The following is a 16,283-nucleotide window of genomic DNA, read 5'->3' as shown; positions in this document are numbered from 1 at the left end:
GCACGGACTTGGAGTCGTGCAGCAGCCGCCCCACGAGGGTGGACTTGCCGTCGTCCACGGAACCCGCGGTCGCGAAACGCAGCAGGCCCGCGGCCGGGGCCGTGGCCTTGCCGGTCAGGGAGTCGATGGCGGTCATGGCTAGAAGTACCCCTCGCGCTTGCGGTCCTCCATCGCGGCTTCCGACAGCTTGTCGTCGGCGCGCGTCGCGCCCCGCTCGGTGAGCCGGGACACGGCGATTTCGGTGATGACGTCCTCGATGGTCACGGCGTCGGACTCGACGGCTCCGGTGCAGGACATGTCGCCGACCGTGCGGTAGCGCACCCTGCGCCGCTCCAGCGGCTCGGTGTCCTTGGGGCCGCCCCAGTCACCGGCCGCGAGCCACATGCCCTGCCGTGAGAAGACCTCGCGCTCGTGGGCGAAGTAGATCTCGGGCAGCTCGATCTTCTCGTGGGCGATGTACTGCCAGACGTCCAGCTCCGTCCAGTTGGACAGCGGGAAGACGCGGACGTGCTCGCCGGGCGCGTGCCGGCCGTTGTAGAGCTGCCACAGCTCGGGCCGCTGGCGCCGCGGGTCCCAGCTGCCGAACTCGTCGCGCAGCGAGAAGACGCGCTCCTTGGCGCGCGCTTTTTCCTCGTCGCGCCGCCCGCCGCCGAAGACCGCGTCGAAACGGTTCTGTTCGATCGCGTCGAGCAGCGGCGCGGTCTGGAGCGGATTGCGCGTACCGTCCGGCCGCTCCCGCAGCCGCCCGTCGTCGATGAACTCCTGCACGGAGGCGACATGCAGCCGCAGCCCGTGCTCCGCCACCACCCGGTCGCGGTAGGCCAGCACCTCGGGGAAGTTGTGCCCGGTGTCCACATGCAGCAGCGTGAAGGGCACCGGCGCGGGCGCGAACGCCTTCAGCGCCAGGTGCAGCATCACGATCGAGTCCTTGCCACCCGAGAAAAGAATCACCGGCCGCTCGAACTCACCCGCCACCTCACGGAATATATGCACCGCTTCGGATTCCAACACGTCCAGGTGCGACAGCGCGTAGAGACCGTCGTCGGAGAATCCACTCACGCCAGCCCCCTCTCGGTCAGCAGGGCATGCAGTGCCGCCGCCGACTCGGCCACGCTCTGCTCGTGCGTACGGATGCGCAGGTCCGGATCGGCCGGTTCCTCGTACGGGTCGTCCACCCCCGTGAGACCGGAGATCTCTCCCGCCGCCTGCTTGGCGTACAGCCCCTTCACGTCACGCTCCGAGCACACCTCCACCGGTGTCGCCACGTGCACCTCCACATAGCCGGTGCCCTGCTCCTGGTGGCGCTTGCGGACGGCCGCGCGCGCGTCCGCGTACGGCGCGATGACGGGCACCAGGACCTTCACCCCGTGGGCGGCGAGCAGTTGGGCGACGAAGCCGATCCGCTGCACATTGGTGTCCCGGTCCGCCCGGGAGAAGCCCAGCCCGGCGGAGAGGAACTCGCGGATCTCGTCCCCGTCCAGCACCTCCACCCGGTGCCCCTCGCCGCGCAGCCGCTCGGCGAGCGCCTTGGCGATCGTGGTCTTGCCCGCGCTCGGCAGGCCGGTGAGCCAGATCGTGGCCCCGCTCATCACTTGCTCCCCGTTTCCGTTCATCCGTGCAGCCCGCACTCCGTCTTGGCGCGGCCCGCCCACCGGCCGCCGCGGTTGTTCTCCCCGGCGGCGACCCGGCTGGTGCAGGGCGCGCAGCCGACGGAGGCGTAGCCGTCCATGAGCAACGGGTTGGTGAGTACGCCGTGTTCGGCGACGTAGCGGTCCACGTCGTCCTGCGTCCAGCGCGCGATCGGCGCGATCTTCACCTTTCCGCGCCGCTCGTCCCAGCCGACGACCGGCGTGTTCGCGCGGGTCGGCGACTCGTCGCGGCGCAGGCCGGTCGCCCACGCGTCGTAGCGGTCAAGGCCGGCGGCCAGCGGGGCGACCTTCCGCAGCGCGCAGCACAGATCGGGATCACGGTCGTGCAGCGCGGGACCGTGCTCGGCGTCCTGCTCGGCGACACTGTGCTCCGGCGTGAGCGTGACGACGTTGACGTCCATGACGGCCCCCACTGCGTCCCGGGTGCCGATGGTCTCCGGGAAGTGGTAGCCGGTGTCGAGGAAGAGGACGTCGACGCCCGGCCGTACACGCGAGGCGAGATGGGCGACCACCGCGTCCTCCATGGAGGAGGTGACGCAGAACCGGGCGCCGAACGTGTCCGCCGCCCAGCGCAGGACGTCGGACGCCGGGGCGTCCTCCAGTTCGCGGCCCGCCCGTACGGCGATGTCGCGCAGATCGGTCACGTCGGTCATGTGCTGCCCCCTTCACGGTGTCCGGGCGTCAGACCCTTGGCCAGTAGCCCGAGGAACGAGAGTCGGAACGCGCGGTTGCACATTCCGCATTCCCACGCGCCGTGGCCCTCCTCGGAGGGGCGCAGGTCCTCGTCACCGCAGTAGGGGCAGTAGAAGGGGGCGGCCCGTCCGCTCATTCCGCTCCCCTTGTTCCGGTTCGTGCAGTGCCTGTCGCCGATTGCTTCACCGGTGTTCCGGCGGTCGTACGGGTGCTGTTCACGCCAGGTCCGCTTCCGCCGCGCGCCCGGCCCAGGACGCGAACCTTTCGCCCTCCTCGCGCTGTTCGGCGAACCGGGTGAGGACGCGCTCGACGTAATCGGGGAGTTCGGTGGAGGTCACCTTCAGCCCGCGGACCTTGCGGCCGAAACCGGCCTCAAGCCCCAGCGCGCCGCCGAGGTGGACCTGATAGCCCTCGACCTGCTTGCCGTCCGCGTCCAGCACCAGCTGGCCCTTGAGACCGATGTCCGCGGTCTGGATGCGGGCGCACGCGTTGGGGCAGCCGTTGATGTTGATCGTCACCGGCTCCTCGAAGTCCGGCATCCTGCGCTCCAGTTCATCAATGAGCGAGGCGCCGCGCGCCTTGGTCTCGACGATGGCGAGCTTGCAGAACTCGATGCCGGTGCAGGCCATCGTGCCACGCCGGAAGGGCGACGGCCGCACCTGGAGGTCCAGTGCCTCCAGGGCGGCGACGAGGGAGTCGACCCGGTCGGCCGGCACGTCGAGGATCAGCATCTTCTGCTCGACGGTGGTCCGCAGCCGGTCGCTGCCGTGCGCGCCCGCGAGTTCGGCGATCTTGGTGAGGGTGGCACCGTCGACCCGGCCGACGCGCGGGGCGAAGCCCACATAGAAGCGGCCGTCGCGCTGCCGGTGCACACCCACGTGGTCGCGCCAGCGTGAGACGGGTGCCGCGGGCGGGGGGCCGTCGAGCAGCTTCCGCTCCAGGTACTCCTCCTCCAGCACCCGGCGGAACCGCTCCGGCCCCCAGTCGGCCATCAGATACTTCAGCCGGGCGCGGTTGCGGAGCCTGCGGTAGCCGTAGTCGCGGAAGATGCCCACCACACCGGCCCAGACGTCGGCGACCTCGTCCAGCGGCACCCAGGCGCCGAGCCGTTCGGCGAGCCGGGGGTTGGTCGAAAGGCCGCCGCCCACCCAGAGGTCGAAGCCGGGGCCGTGCTCGGGGTGGACCACCCCGACGAAGGCGACGTCGTTGATCTCGTGCACGACGTCCTGGACGGGCGAGCCGGACACCGCGGTCTTGAACTTCCGCGGCAGGTTGGAGAATTCCTTGCTCCCGATGTAGCGGTCGTGGATCTCGTCCACCGCGGGCGTGCCGTCGATGATCTCGTCGGCCGCGATGCCCGCCACGGGCGAGCCGATGATGACGCGGGGGCAGTCCCCGCACGCCTCGGTGGTGGAGAGCCCGACCGCCTCCAGCTTGTCCCAGATGGCGGGCACGTCCTCGATACGGATCCAGTGCAGCTGGATGTTCTGCCGGTCGGTGATGTCCGCGGTGCCTCTGGCGTACTGCTCCGAGACCTCGCCGATGGCCCGCAGCTGGGCGACGGTGAGCCGCCCGCCGTCGATGCGGACCCGCAGCATGAAGTGCTTGTCATCCAGCTCCTCCGGCTCCAGGATCGCGGTCTTGCCGCCGTCGATCCCGGGCTTGCGCTGGGTGTAGAGCCCCCACCAGCGCATCCGTCCGCGCAGGTCGCTGGGGTCGATCGAGTCGAAGCCCGCCTTGGAGTAGATCGTCTCGATGCGTGTCCGCACATTGAGACCGTCGTCGTCCTTCTTGAACTGCTCGTTGCCGTTGAGCGGGGTGAAGTGGCCGGCGGCCCACTGTCCCTCGCCGCGGTGGCGGCCGGCCTTGCGGCGGGACGTGGCGGCGACGGGGAGGTCCGAGGTGGCAGCCATGGCGATCTGTCCTTCTGGGGGTGGCGCTCGGGAGCGCGTCGGCGAGCAGCGGCCCCAGGTTTGAGAGAGGCCCTGCTGACCTGCGCGTATGCCGAAATGGCCCGACGCGCCGACGCTGGCGCGGGGTACGGGGAAAAGGAGGGGGCGCGGTGGGGCTGAGGCTGTCAGCGCGCCGGACAGATGGCGCTGGACATGCGGCCGAGATCGACGTGACGTCGACTCACCAAGGCAACTCCGGCGCGGGACATGACGGAAGCGTGGCATGGCGGTCTCGGGAGAGTCCACCATTGTCCGTATGGCGGACGATTGAGTATCGCCATATGGGACGGCGCGTCCTTGCGCGCCGTCCCGGCCTAGGGGTGGAAGATCAGGCTCCAGGCCACGGTCCCGGGGCGGGCACCAGCGGCTCGTCCGTGACCGCGGTGTCGAAGAGCCGGAACCCCCGCCGCTCGTAATTCGCCAGCGCGAACTCCCCGTCCAGCGTGCACGTGTGCACCCACACCCGCTTCGTCGGCGCCAGCCCGGGCCACCGCTCGGCCAGGTCCCACGCCCGCGCGGTCCCGTACGACAGCAGGTGGCCCCCGATCCGGCGGCCCCGGAACGCCGGGAGCAGACCGAAGTAGCTGATCTCCACCGTGCCGTCGTCCTGCGCGTCCAGCTCGATGTAACCGGCCGGGGTCCCGTGGTCGTACGCCACCCACGTCTCCACGCCGGGCCGCTCCAGGAACGCCTCCCACCGCTCGTACGTCCAGCGCAGCCGGTCCGTCCAGACGATGTCCCCGCCCACGGCGGTGTAGAGGAACCGGCTGAACTCGGGCGAGGGCACTTCGGCCCGGACGATCCGGATCCCGGCGGACGCGTCGGGCTCGGGAGCGGGGAGCAGATCGCTCGGCGCGATCTGCTCGAGGGACCAGGTGGTGACGGTGCGGGTGTTCATGGGGCTCAGCCAATCACGGCGTTTCGCCGTGGCCCCTGCCGGCCGCGGGTCGTCTGGCCGCCGCACCGGCCGCTGCCGCGGCGATGTCCTCGATCGCCGGGCGGGCTGGAGGGGCCGCGGGCTGTCGGTCGTGTGCGGGGTGTCCGGCTGGTGGGAACTCTTGGTGGCGGCCGGGGATGTGGAGGCGTGTCCGTGGGGGCTCGTCTCAGGGGACCCCGGCCGTCGCCGTTGCCGTGCCGGGCGCTGCGGGGTGGTGTCCTCGATCGCCGGGCGGGCTGGAGGGGCCGCGGGCTGTCGGTCGTGTGCGGGGTGTCCGGTCTCGGCGGCAGCTGCGGATGTTGGTGGCCGTGCCCGCGGGGGACCCGTCTCGGGAACCCCACCCAGCCGCCATACCCGCACCGGCCGCCGCGCGGCGGTGTCGTCAGGCTCTCCCAGTGATCACTGCGGATGTTGGAGGACACGCCCGCAGGGCGCTCGCCGAAGGCAGCGGCAGGGGCCCGCGGCAGAACCCGCCCGGCCGCCGCCTACCCGCGTCGCGCTCTCATGACCGCCGGTGCCGTCGAGCTCGGCAGGAGGTCGTCCGGGGGAGTCGGCGAGAGCACCCTTACCTCGATGCCGTCCGCGAAGCGGTACGGGCGATGCCCCAGTACCCCGCCCAGCGTGCGCCGCATCCGGGACATCTCCGCCCGTACCGTCACCGTGCGGGACGGGTCGCCGAAGAGGTCCGCCGCCAGTTCAGCGGCCGTCCGGCCGGCCGGGTGCAGCGCCAGGACGTAGAGCAGCTCCGCGTGGCGCGGGCTCAGCTCCTGCGACCACTGGCCCGCGGCGCCGGAGACCGTCACCGTCCAGTCGCGGGCGCGCCGCAGGTCGAGCACCACCCGGTTCGGCTGGGCGTCGGGCTGCGCGGTCTCCGCGACCCGTACCAGCCAGCCGTCCGGCAGTGGTTCGAGCGAGCACAGCCCGAGCGACGGCAGCCACACCAGCCCCGCCTGCACGGACTTGGGCAGCGCCACCCGGCCCACCGGTGCCGCCCCGGTCACCGCCGCGATCCAGCCCTCCCGGTCGACGGCCAGCGCCCGGCCGCCGAGGCGCGAGAGCATCGGCGCGGCCACCGAACGCAGCCGCTCCACGGACTCCCAGTGCCGGGCGCGCAGTTCCCCCTCGGCCACCTTGGCGACGGCCGTCACCAGGGGGAGCGTCCCCGGATTGAAGGCGGGCGCCGGGCCGCTGACGTTCACGACGCCCAGCAGCCGCCCGTCGCGCGGGTCGTGCAGCGGAGCCGCCGCGCACGTCCAGGCGTGGTGGGTCCGTACGAAGTGCTCCGCCGAGTGCACCTGCACCGGCCGGCGCTCCACCAGTGCCGTGCCGATGCCGTTGGTGCCCACCCGCTCCTCGGTCCACGCGGCACCCACCCCGAACTCCAGCCGGTCGGCACTGCGGAGCGCCCCCCGGCTCCCCTCCCGCCACAGCACCCGGCCCTCGCCGTCCGTGATGGCCAGCAAGTGGCGCTCCACGTCCACGAAGGCGCCCAGCCCCTCGCGGAGCTGCGGCAGCAGGCCGCCCAACTGCGAGGTGTGCCGCCGGTGCTCGACCTCCTCCACCGGCAGCGGGGGCGGAGCCGAGCCGCCGTGCTCCGGGTCGAGGCCGTGGAGCCGCACCCGGCGCCAGGATTCCCCGATCACCGGGCGGGGCGGAGCAGGAGGTGCGCCGTCGCCGAGGCAAGCCTCGCGGACGGCCGGCAGCAGACGTGAGTCGATCGTTCCGCGGTTCACGTTGCCATGGTGCCGCCGCGGAGCCCCGTGTGTGAGGGCATCCGCGCGATTGCAACTCCATGCAACCGTTGCGGTCCGGTAGTGCGCGGGCGGAACCTTTTCACGAGCGGCCGGAGGGTGGTGCCGAGTCGGCGCAGCATCACCCTCCGCCCGGACTCCGCCACCGCCGCCCCCTCGCGGGCCCGCTCGGCCACTGTGCGAACCAACCTGGCCAGGGCCGATACGGTTAGAGCGTGCAGGCAGCAAACGAACGAGCGGGGCGGCGAGTCGGCCGGCTCCACAGGGCCAGGGTCCTGTATCGAAATGTCTCGAAACGCAGGATGGCGTGGCTGCTCCTCAAGGACACCGTCAACTCCTGCGTCGAGTACCGCGTCACCGGCCTGGCCGCAGAGGCGGCCTTCTTCACCCTGCTGTCCCTGCCGCCCCTGCTGCTCGGACTCCTCGGTCTGCTGGGCTATCTCGACGACTGGACCGGCACCAACACCATCGGCTCGATCCAGGAGAACATCCTCAAGGCGTCGGCGACCGTCCTCAGCGACAAGGGCGTCACCGAGATCGCCAAGCCGCTGCTCCGTGACGTCACCAAGGGCCGCCCGGACGTCATCTCGATCGGCTTCGCGGTCGCCCTGTGGTCCGGCTCCCGGGCCGTCAACGTCTTCGTCGAGTCGATCACGATCATGTACGGGCTGGAGGGCAAGCGCGGCATCGTCCGGACCCGCCTGCTCGCCTTCCTTCTCTACGTCGTCGCCCTCGTCATCGGGGCGGTGGTCCTGCCGTTGATGGTGGCCGGTCCCGAGGAGGTGGTGAACGTCGTGCCCTGGAGCGCGGACCTCGTCCGCTTCCTCTACTGGCCGGTCCTGATCCTGCTCTCCGTCGCCTTCCTCACCACGCTCTACCACGTGTCCGTGCCGGTCCGTTCGCCCTGGCAGGAGGACATCCCCGGGGCGCTGGTCGCCCTCACCATGTGGGTGATCGGCAGCCTCCTGCTGCGCGTCTACCTCACCCACACCGTGGAGGGCCTCACCATCTACGGGTCGCTCGCCGCGCCCGTGGCCGTCCTGCTGTGGATCGGCGTCTCGGCCTTCGCGGTCCTCGTCGGCGCCGCGGTGAACGCCGCCATAGACCGCGTCTGGCCGTCCGTGGCGACGGCCGGCGCCCGCGCGGAGGTCGACCGGCAGCGCGCGGTGGCCCGGGCCCGCGAGGCCGCGGAGCGGGCCGCCCGTGCGCTGGAGGCGGGCCTGGAGGAGGACTTCGACGACGAGGCGGAGGAGGGTGCCGCCGGCCAGGACCGCGAACCGCCGTCGGAATTCCCCGAACGCTGGGCGCAGTTCCTCCCGCCGGAGGACGTACGCTCGCGCATCCAGCGCCCGGAACACCGCCCGAAGCACGCGAAGCAGGACTCTCCGGGCAAGCACGCGCGCCCGAACGGCGGGCAGTAGGAGCCGGATCGTTCCGGCAACAGCCGCGCCCGCGGGGCGTCCTGCCGCGAGGCGGAAAACCCATGGCGATCGTACGCACCCCCGCATACGATCGCTTCGCACAACAAGGTGCAGGAACAGGAGGTGAGGACCGATGACTGTCACGGCGACGGGCGCTGCCCGCACACGGAAGCAGGTAACGATCCACTCTCTCCTGAAGGACTCCCCTCTTGTCCGAGCTCACCGCTCCGCACCCCCTCACCCGCTACGGCTGGGACGCGGGGTTCGCTGAAAGCTTCGCCCCGTACGCCGCCGAGGGCCTGACGCCCGGCCGCATCGTCCGCGTGGACCGCGGCCGTTGCGACCTCGTCGTCCCCGACGGCACAGGCGTACGGACCGTCCAGGCCGACACCGCGCTCGTCACCACGGGCGACCCGCTGCGCATCATGTGCACCGGCGACTGGGCGGCCGTCGACCTCGCCGGGGGATTCGTACGGGCGCTGCTGCCGCGCCGTACGGCCTTCGTCCGGTCCACCTCCTCCCAGCGGTCCGAGGGCCAGATCCTCGCCGCCAATGTCGACCACGCCGTGATCGCCTCCTCCCTCGCCGCCGAGCTGGACCTCGGCCGGATCGAGCGGTTCCTCACCCTCGCCTGGGAGAGCGGGGCGGCGCCCGTGGTCGTCCTCACCAAGGCCGACCTCGTCGCCGACCCCGTCGTCCTCGGCCACCTCCTCGACGACACCGCGGCGGCCGCGCCGGGCGCGCAGGTGCTGGCGGTCAGCTCGACGACGGGCGAGGGCGTCGACGTGCTCGCCGCGACGCTCACCGGCGGCACGTCCGTGCTCCTGGGCCAGTCCGGCGCCGGGAAGTCCACGCTCGCCAACGCCCTGGTCGGCGAGGACCTCCAGCAGGTCAACGCCACACGCGACAGCGACGGCAAGGGCCGCCACACCACCACCACGCGCAACCTGCTGCCGCTGCCGGGTGGCGGCGTCCTCATCGACACACCGGGCCTGCGCGGGGTGGGGCTCTACGACGCGGACGCCGGGGTGGCACTGGCGTTCGCGGAGATCGAGGCACTCACGGCGCGCTGCCGCTTCCACGACTGCGGCCACGAGAGCGAGCCGGGCTGCGCGGTGCTGGAGGCGCTCGCCTCCGGCGACCTCCCGCAGCGCCGCTTCGACAGCTACCGCAAGCTGCTCCGCGAGAACCAGCGCATCGCGGCCCGAACCGATGCGCGGCTCCGGGCGGAGATCCGGCGCGAGTGGAAGCGGAAGCAGGCTGCGGGGCGGGAGATGTCCGCTCGCAAACGGGGGCGCTGACGCTGGTCGTGGGGTGGGGGTTCTTTCCGGCTGCGTCTTGATGTGCGGCTGGGGGCGAGCCCCCAGCCCCCCCCACAACGTGGCGCGCCCCGGAACTGGGTCTGCGCCCCAGACCCCGCAACACGCTTCGCGCGTTGTCCTCAAGCGCCGGACGGGCTGAAAAGAAAGGACCGGCGCACCCGCTGAAATGAAACGACTGGCGCGCCCGTGTGGCAATGAGCACCCCGGACGGGCTGAAAGGACGGGCGCGCCCCACCACCCCGCACTCGCTCTCCGGCGGGAGGGGGTGGGGCTGGAGGGTGGGGTTCTGGAACGCGGTGCGTTGTCAGGGCACTCGATACGCATCAGGGCGCCCGCACCGCGTTCCAGGTCCCCAGCCCGGAAGACCCGCCCCCGGCACCCACCACAAACCCAAGCCCGGCCGGCGCTTGAGGCCGCCCCACCGAAAGCACAAACAACCCGCACCAGACAACGGACCCGCACAGGGCAACGGCGAGCCCGCAGGGCGCTCCCACCGCAGGCGGCAACGGACCCGCACCAGGCAACGGTGAACCCACCCGCGAACCACCACGTCCGATTCCCGCCAGGCCAGCCGCAGGCGATCCCGCAGACTGGACCTGTGCAAGCCGCCCCCACCTCCCTCGACGACTCCCGCTATCAAGCGGTGAGCAGCAGAGACGCCCGCTTCGACGGAGAGTTCTTCTTCGGTGTGGCGAGCACGGGGATCTACTGCCGGCCCAGCTGCCCCGCGGTCACCCCGAAGCGGGTCAACGTGAGTTTTCACGCGTCGGCGGCCGCCGCGCAGGGCGCCGGGTTCCGGGCCTGCCGACGGTGCCGGCCGGACGCCGTGCCGGGGTCCGCGGAGTGGAACGTACGGGCCGATCTCGTCGGCCGGGCGATGCGGCTGATCGGGGACGGGGTCGTGGACCGCGAGGGCGTCGAGGGCCTCGCGGACCGGCTCGGGTACAGCGCGCGCCAGGTCCACCGCCAGCTCACGGCGGAGCTCGGCGCGGGGCCGGTCGCCCTCGCGCGGGCCCAGCGCGCCCACACCGCGCGGATCCTCCTGACGACGACGTCACTGCCGGTCACGGAGATCGCGTTCGCGGCGGGGTTCAAGAGCGTCCGGCAGTTCAACGACACCGTCCGGGAGATCTACGCTTGCACGCCCACTGCCCTGCGCGCCTCGGCGGCCGGCCGCCCCGCACCCACCACCGCGGCCGGCATCCCGCTGCGGCTCGCCCACCGAGGCCCGTACGCCGCGCGGGAGATCTTCGACCACCTCCAGGAAAACGCCGTCCCCGGCATCGAGGAGACGCGCGGCACCCCGGGCGCCCGCCTCTTCCGCCGCACGCTGCGCCTGCCGTACGGCACCGCCGTCGCCGAGGTCCGCGAGCCGGCCCCGGCGCGCCCCGGCCAGTGGCTCGACTGCCGCCTGCACCTGTCGGACCCGCGCGACCTGGCCACCGCCGTGCAGCGGATGCGCCGCCTCTTCGACCTCGACGCCGATCCGTACGCCGTCGCCGAGCGCCTGCGCGCCGACCCCCTGCTGCGGCCCCTCGTGGACGCCCGGCCGGGCCTGCGTTCGCCCGGCGCGGCCGACGGGGACGAGCTCGCCGTGCGCGCCGTGCTGGCCCGGGGCAGGGCCGCCGGGGAGGCGGCGGCGCTCGCGGGCGGGCTCGTGAGCGCGTACGGAAAGCCCCTCGCCGCGCCGGACGGCGCCCTCACCCATGTCTTCCCCGACGCCGGCACCCTCGCGGGCGCCGCCCTCGACGACATCCCGGAGCCGGCCCGCCGGGCGCTGCGCGCCCTCACCACCGCCCTCGCGGAGGGCACGGTCCGGCTCGACCCCGGCGCGGACCGCGACGCCGCCGAACGCGCCCTGCTCGCCCTGCCCGGCATCGACGCCCGGACGGCCGGCCACATCCGGATGCGGGCGCTCGGCGACCCGGACGTCTTCCTGGCGGAGGACGAAGCGGAGGATGAAGCGAAGGACGAAGCGGAGGGCGAAGCGAAGGACGAAACGGGGGACAAGGCGGCGGACACCGCCGCCTGGCGCCCCTGGCGCTCGTACGCCCTGCACCACCTGCGGCTCCGCGCCGCCGAGCCCCGTACCGACTCACCGAAGGACGCCTGACCGTGCTCTACACCGAGATCGACAGCCCCCTCGGCCCGCTCCTGCTCGCCGGCACGCCCTCCGCGACCGCGCCCGGCGGCACCGCCCTCGTCTCGCTGTCCGTGCCGGGGCAGAAGAACGGCGCCACCGTGGAGCCGGACTGGCAGCGCGACCCCGGCGCCTTCGCGGAGGCCGGGCGCCAGCTCGCGGCCTACTTCGCGGGGGAGGCCAAGGATTTCGCGCTCGAATTCGCCGTGCGGGGGACGGAGTTCCGGCGCCGGGTCTGGGACGCGCTCGACACCGTCCCGTACGGCTCCACCACCACGTACGGCGAACTGGCCGCCCGCATCGGCGCCCCGCGCGCCGCCGTCCGCGCCGTGGGCGGCGCGATCGGTGCCAACCCGCTGCTGGTGCTGCGCCCCTGTCACCGGGTGATCGGCGCGGACGGCTCGCTCACCGGATACGCGGGAGGGCTGGAGCGCAAGCGGCTGCTGCTCGGTCTCGAAGCGCCGCGCGCTTGACCGCCCTGGTCAACGGAACTGGACGATCTGTCAATCGGGGTCACGGAAGATCACCCGTGCAACACCGATCCGATCCACGCCCCCACGACCAGCAGGCAGGCGAACAGTTCGACCAGGACGCTCGTCCCGAGCGCCCGCATCACGTTCCGCGTCGACGCCCACGCCTCGCCGTGCCCGCCGAGGCGCTGCCGCTCCATCCCGTAGAGCCCGGCGACGAAGCCCAGGACCGCGCCCAGCACGGGCACGAGGAAGAACCCGGCGATCCCGGCCGAACCCGCCACCAGGAAGGCGCGGCGGGTGATGCCCGCGCCCCGCAGGTGCCGGGCCGGGAGCAGCCAGATCACCGCCTGGTTCAGCAGCAGCACCCCCGTGGCACCGGCCAGCACGGCCCAGGCCAGGGCGGTCCGCTGGGTCAGCGACCACCACAGCACTCCGGCCCAGACGATCGGCGGTCCGGGCACCCCCGGGGTCACCACGCCGAGCAGGCCGAGCAGCATCACCAGGCCGACCAGGACCAGCTGCCACGTCCCCATGGACCAAGGTTGCCGGAAGGCGCGCGGCACCGCTTCCGGACGATTGCGGACAGCGTGGCCGGTATTCGCCCCACCGTCGGCGTTCATCGGTCCGTGAGTGGATCAGTGCAGGTCAGCGCGGTGCCGTCCAGCCTCGTTCGGCGGCGTGCCGGCCCAATTGGAGCCGGGTCGTGACCCCGGCCAGCTCCATCAGCCGCTTCACCCGCCGCTGCACCGTCCGCAGGCCCAGCCCGAGCTGCTTGGCGGCGCTGGCATCCGTCCGGCCGGCGAGCAGCAGCGAGAGCACCTCCAGGTCGGCGGCGTCCGGCCGGGCGGCCTCGTACGGCGCGTCGTCCGCGCCCGCCCGCAAGGGCAGCGCCCGGTGCCACTCGTCCTCGAAGAGGTCGGCCAGCGAGGTGAGCAGCGCGCCGGGCCGCACCGCGAGGGCGCTGTGCGGGGACAGCGCCACCAGCGCGGCCGCGCGGTCGGCGACGACGAACTCGGCGGGCACCCGGCCGACGGCCCGGACCCGGGCCGTCGGCCCGCCGTGGCCGGACACCGGCGCGGGAGCGCCGCCGCGCGCCGGAGCGTCACGTCCGACAACCATGCGCTGGTGCACGCCGTTGACCGCGTCACCCGTGGTGAGCCAGGCTCTGTCCGCCATCAGCGTGCAGATCTCGCGGGTGGCGGCGAGCCGCAGTCGCAACAGACGTTCGGCGACGGCGTGGTAACCGGTCACCAGTTCCACCGCACTGTCCCCGGCGGGCCGTTCGGCCGGCCGCTCGCACTGCCCTGTCTCCCGGACGGCGTCCAGACCTATGGCACTGAGCAAGCGACATCCCTCCCCGCGACCGCGTTTCGAATGCGGACATCATCCCTGGGGGCGGTTCCTTCGTGCACTCTTCCCGTATGCCCCGAGGTGTGGACAATAAGGGCATGAGTCAGCAGGGGGATCAACGCTCCGGCCAAGAGGACGCCTGGTGGGGCGAGTTGTACGACAAGAATCAACCCGACACCGGCTCCGCCGCCGCGGACGACAGCCTCGACGAGCGCTTCACCTCCGTCGCCGCGGTCGTCAGAGCGACGGGTGCCGTGCCCGAAGCGGAACCGGCCGGGCGGGCGGCGCGCGCCGTGAGGGACAGCGGCGACCGGCCCGCTCCTCCCTCGGGAGGGCTCCCCTCGCTGTCGATGGGTTACGGAGCACCGCACACCCGGGGCCTGCCCGGCCCGCCCGAACTCCAGCCGCCCGACGACTTCGTGGGGCCGCCCCCGCTCCCCTCACCGGACAGGGCGCAGCGGATCACCAGGGACGTGCCCCCGCCCGATACCAGGGGGCAGGTGCCACCGCCCCGCGCCCCCGCCCCGCCGCCCCGGCTCCCCGAGCCGGCCGACCCCAGCGGCCCGACCGAGAAGCCGGTGAAGCTCCCGGAGTCCCTGCGGCCGGCCAATGTCGCCCGGCCCGCGAGCGCGCCCCGGCCCGTGAACGTACGGCGGCCCTCGCCCCGGCCGATGAACACCCCGCGGCCCACGTCACCGCTGCGCAAGCCGCCGGGGCAGTCCGTGCCACCGCAGCGGGAGGCGCTGCCCGCCGCGGAGTCCCCGCTTCCGGGGGAGCCGCTCGCACCGCTCCCCGTGCGGGACGCGCTCCCGCCGCCCGGCCTGCCGCAGCCGGAGGACGAGCAGCCCACCATGGATCCGGAGCCCGGGGACACCTGGGAGGGACCGCTGCCGCCCCGCCCTCCGCAGTCACGACAGCCCCTCTGGTCCCCGAAGTCCCGGGAGACGGCCGCCTCCGAGGCCCCGCGGGACACGGACACGCCCCAGGAGGCCGAGGAGAGCCGACTCGCCCCGGCGTCCGAAGAAGGCCCGCCCTCCCCGGACGCCGAGCAGCCGGTCACCGAGCAGCCGGCCGCGCCCCCGGAGCGCCGGGCGGCGCTGCCGACGCCACGGCGCGAACAGCCGCGCGACACCCCGCCCGCTCCACGCGACCGGCAGCCGCGCGGGGCGGCGCCCTCGCGCAAACCCTTGCCGTCCCGGTCGAACGAGGCGCCCGCCGCGCCCGCTTCACGTCGCTCGCGCGACCCTCAGCCGCCAGGCGATTCCCGCCGGTCACGCGAATCTCTCCCGCCCAACGGATCCCGCCCGGCCCGCGGTTCCCTCTCGTCCACCGATCCCCGTTCGCCCCTCGATGCCCTGTTCCCCACGTCCTCCCGCCCACCGCGCGACCCCGCCGCCGCGCCCACCGACCCCCGGCAGCCCGGCGACCCGCTGGCATCCGGATCCCGCCGGTCGCGCGAGCCCCTCTCGCCCGCCAGGTCGCCCCAGCCCCGCGACGCCTCCCAGCCTCCGCAGACCACGCAGCCCTGGGATGCCCTCTTCTCCGCGCGTCCCGAGCCCGCCGAGGAGCGGCCGCCACGGCTGCCGATCGTGCCCAGGCAGCCGCGGAAGCCGGCCCGCGCCGCCGAGTTCGTGGGGGAGCGCCCTCCCACGTACGACGCCGAGCCGACCGCCTGGCCCGCCGGTGATCCCCGGCACCTGGCGGACGTCGTGCCGGACACCGTGCTCGACGGCGCCTGCTACGGCGCGGTGACCCTGCGCGCCACCTCGCTGCGCGGCGACTCGGCGCGCTATCGCGGTGAGCCGCGCCGCGACGCCCTGCTGACCACCCGCTTCGGCGACGGTGACGGCGCCCTGGTCCTCATCGCGATGGCCAGCGGCACCCGCGCGGCCGGCGAGGCGCACCGCGCCGCCCGGGACATCTGCGCCTGGCTCGGCGGCGCCGTGGGGCGCAGCCACGCCCGGCTGGCCGACGACATCCGCGGCGGGCGCCGCGGCGAGCTGAGGTCGGGGCTGCACCGGCTCACCGACCGCTCGTACGGCAGGCTGCGCGCCCGCGCGGCCGAACTGGGCCTGCGACCCGAGGAGTACACCGCCGCCGTCCGCTGCCTGCTCCTGACCGCGGACCCCGCCTGCCGCACGCGCGTCTTCTTCGGCGTCGGCACCGGCGGCCTCTTCCGGCTCCGGGAGGGGGCCTGGCAGGATCTCGACCCGGAGCCCACGGAGATCTGCCCGGGGCTCGAACCCGCGGTCGACCAGGGCACCGCGCCCGACGAGCGGATGACCATCGACCTGGGCATCCCCACCCCCGGCGGCACCCCGCCCGTCGAACCGGCCGAGGTGCCGGGCGAGCCGTTCCGCTTCCGGGCGTCGGTCGCCCGGCCGGGCGACAGCCTGCTGCTGTGCAGCACGGGCATGGCCGAGCCGCTGCGCGGCGAACCGGAGCTGGGCAAGGAGCTGGCCCGCCGCTGGTCCGGGGGCGAGCCGCCGGGTCTCGCGGCGTTCCTCGGGGACGCCCAGCTGCGGGTGACGGGGTACGCCGACGACCGCACCGCGTGCGCGCTCTGGGAGGCATAGCCATGTGTTCCGTGGGTTC

15 protein-coding genes are annotated in these 16,283 nt (G+C 73.5%); 5 read left to right on the top strand and 10 right to left on the bottom strand.

Features of this window, described 5'->3' with window-relative positions; all coding sequences use genetic code 11:
- Positions 1-138: 138 nt before the first annotated feature.
- From cysD to ACH427_RS04780, 8 genes are all read right to left on the bottom strand, one after another.
- The gene (gene cysD, locus ACH427_RS04815) at positions 139-1,059 is read right to left on the bottom strand and encodes a sulfate adenylyltransferase subunit CysD (RefSeq protein ID WP_398867938.1); all 921 of its coding nucleotides are present in this window, start codon (positions 1,057-1,059) and stop codon (positions 139-141) included.
- A complete protein-coding gene (cysC, locus tag ACH427_RS04810) occupies positions 1,056-1,589 on the bottom strand; it encodes an adenylyl-sulfate kinase (RefSeq protein WP_398867937.1) in 534 nt (177 codons plus the stop codon). The genes cysD and cysC overlap by 4 nt, the downstream gene beginning before the upstream one ends.
- A gap of 20 nt (positions 1,590-1,609) precedes the next feature.
- On the bottom strand, positions 1,610-2,302 hold the full coding sequence (locus tag ACH427_RS04805; RefSeq protein ID WP_398867936.1) for a phosphoadenylyl-sulfate reductase: 693 nt from the start codon (positions 2,300-2,302) through the stop codon (positions 1,610-1,612).
- Positions 2,299-2,478, bottom strand: coding sequence for a hypothetical protein (locus tag ACH427_RS04800; RefSeq protein ID WP_398867935.1), 180 nt, complete (start codon positions 2,476-2,478; stop codon positions 2,299-2,301). The genes ACH427_RS04805 and ACH427_RS04800 overlap by 4 nt, the downstream gene beginning before the upstream one ends.
- Before the next feature lie 79 nt (positions 2,479-2,557).
- Positions 2,558-4,255, bottom strand: a complete 1,698-nt coding sequence (locus tag ACH427_RS04795; protein ID WP_398867934.1) for a nitrite/sulfite reductase — start codon at positions 4,253-4,255, stop codon at positions 2,558-2,560.
- A 164-nt stretch (positions 4,256-4,419) separates the two neighbouring features.
- Positions 4,420-4,503 (bottom strand): putative leader peptide, encoded by an 84-nt coding sequence (locus ACH427_RS04790; protein ID WP_356458947.1) that lies wholly within the window; start codon positions 4,501-4,503, stop codon positions 4,420-4,422.
- A gap of 119 nt (positions 4,504-4,622) precedes the next feature.
- On the bottom strand, positions 4,623-5,192 hold the full coding sequence (locus tag ACH427_RS04785; protein ID WP_398867933.1) for a GNAT family N-acetyltransferase: 570 nt from the start codon (positions 5,190-5,192) through the stop codon (positions 4,623-4,625).
- Between the two features lie 524 nt (positions 5,193-5,716).
- Positions 5,717-6,964 carry a GAF domain-containing protein gene (locus ACH427_RS04780; protein ID WP_398867932.1) on the bottom strand — a complete coding sequence of 416 codons (1,248 nt, stop codon included), beginning with the start codon at positions 6,962-6,964 and terminating at the stop codon, positions 5,717-5,719.
- A 233-nt stretch (positions 6,965-7,197) separates the two neighbouring features.
- Here ACH427_RS04780 and ACH427_RS04775 point away from each other — a divergent pair, with 233 nt between their 5' ends.
- The 4 genes from ACH427_RS04775 (at position 7,198) to ACH427_RS04760 (ending at position 12,338) form a co-directional block, all read left to right on the top strand.
- The gene (locus ACH427_RS04775; RefSeq protein ID WP_398867931.1) at positions 7,198-8,403 is read left to right on the top strand and encodes a YihY/virulence factor BrkB family protein; all 1,206 of its coding nucleotides are present in this window, start codon (positions 7,198-7,200) and stop codon (positions 8,401-8,403) included.
- Between the two features lie 209 nt (positions 8,404-8,612).
- The gene (gene rsgA, locus ACH427_RS04770) at positions 8,613-9,704 is read left to right on the top strand and encodes a ribosome small subunit-dependent GTPase A (protein ID WP_398867930.1); all 1,092 of its coding nucleotides are present in this window, start codon (positions 8,613-8,615) and stop codon (positions 9,702-9,704) included.
- Positions 9,705-10,323: 619 nt separating this feature from the next.
- Positions 10,324-11,838: a DNA-3-methyladenine glycosylase 2 family protein gene (locus tag ACH427_RS04765; protein ID WP_398867929.1), complete on the top strand. Its 1,515-nt coding sequence runs from the start codon at positions 10,324-10,326 to the stop codon at positions 11,836-11,838.
- Positions 11,835-12,338: a methylated-DNA--[protein]-cysteine S-methyltransferase gene (locus tag ACH427_RS04760; RefSeq protein ID WP_398867965.1), complete on the top strand. Its 504-nt coding sequence runs from the start codon at positions 11,835-11,837 to the stop codon at positions 12,336-12,338. Before ACH427_RS04765 ends, ACH427_RS04760 begins: the two co-directional genes overlap by 4 nt.
- 50 nt (positions 12,339-12,388) lie before the next feature.
- Here the strand turns inward: ACH427_RS04760 and ACH427_RS04755 are convergent, their stop codons facing one another.
- Positions 12,389-12,871 carry a DUF456 domain-containing protein gene (locus tag ACH427_RS04755; RefSeq protein WP_398867928.1) on the bottom strand — a complete coding sequence of 161 codons (483 nt, stop codon included), beginning with the start codon at positions 12,869-12,871 and terminating at the stop codon, positions 12,389-12,391.
- 112 nt (positions 12,872-12,983) lie between these two features.
- Entirely contained in the window at positions 12,984-13,682 is a 699-nt protein-coding gene (locus tag ACH427_RS04750; protein ID WP_398867927.1) for a LuxR family transcriptional regulator, read from the bottom strand.
- 104 nt (positions 13,683-13,786) lie between these two features.
- Here ACH427_RS04750 and ACH427_RS04745 point away from each other — a divergent pair, with 104 nt between their 5' ends.
- Positions 13,787-16,264 (top strand): protein phosphatase 2C domain-containing protein, encoded by a 2,478-nt coding sequence (locus ACH427_RS04745; protein WP_398867925.1) that lies wholly within the window; start codon positions 13,787-13,789, stop codon positions 16,262-16,264.
- The last annotated feature ends 19 nt before the right edge of the window (positions 16,265-16,283 follow it).

Source organism: Streptomyces sp. NPDC020379 (genome assembly GCF_044387105.1).
Lineage (GTDB): Bacteria > Actinomycetota > Actinomycetes > Streptomycetales > Streptomycetaceae > Streptomyces.
Note: the sequence above shows the minus strand (reverse complement) of the source record. Positions and strands in the feature narration are given on the sequence as shown.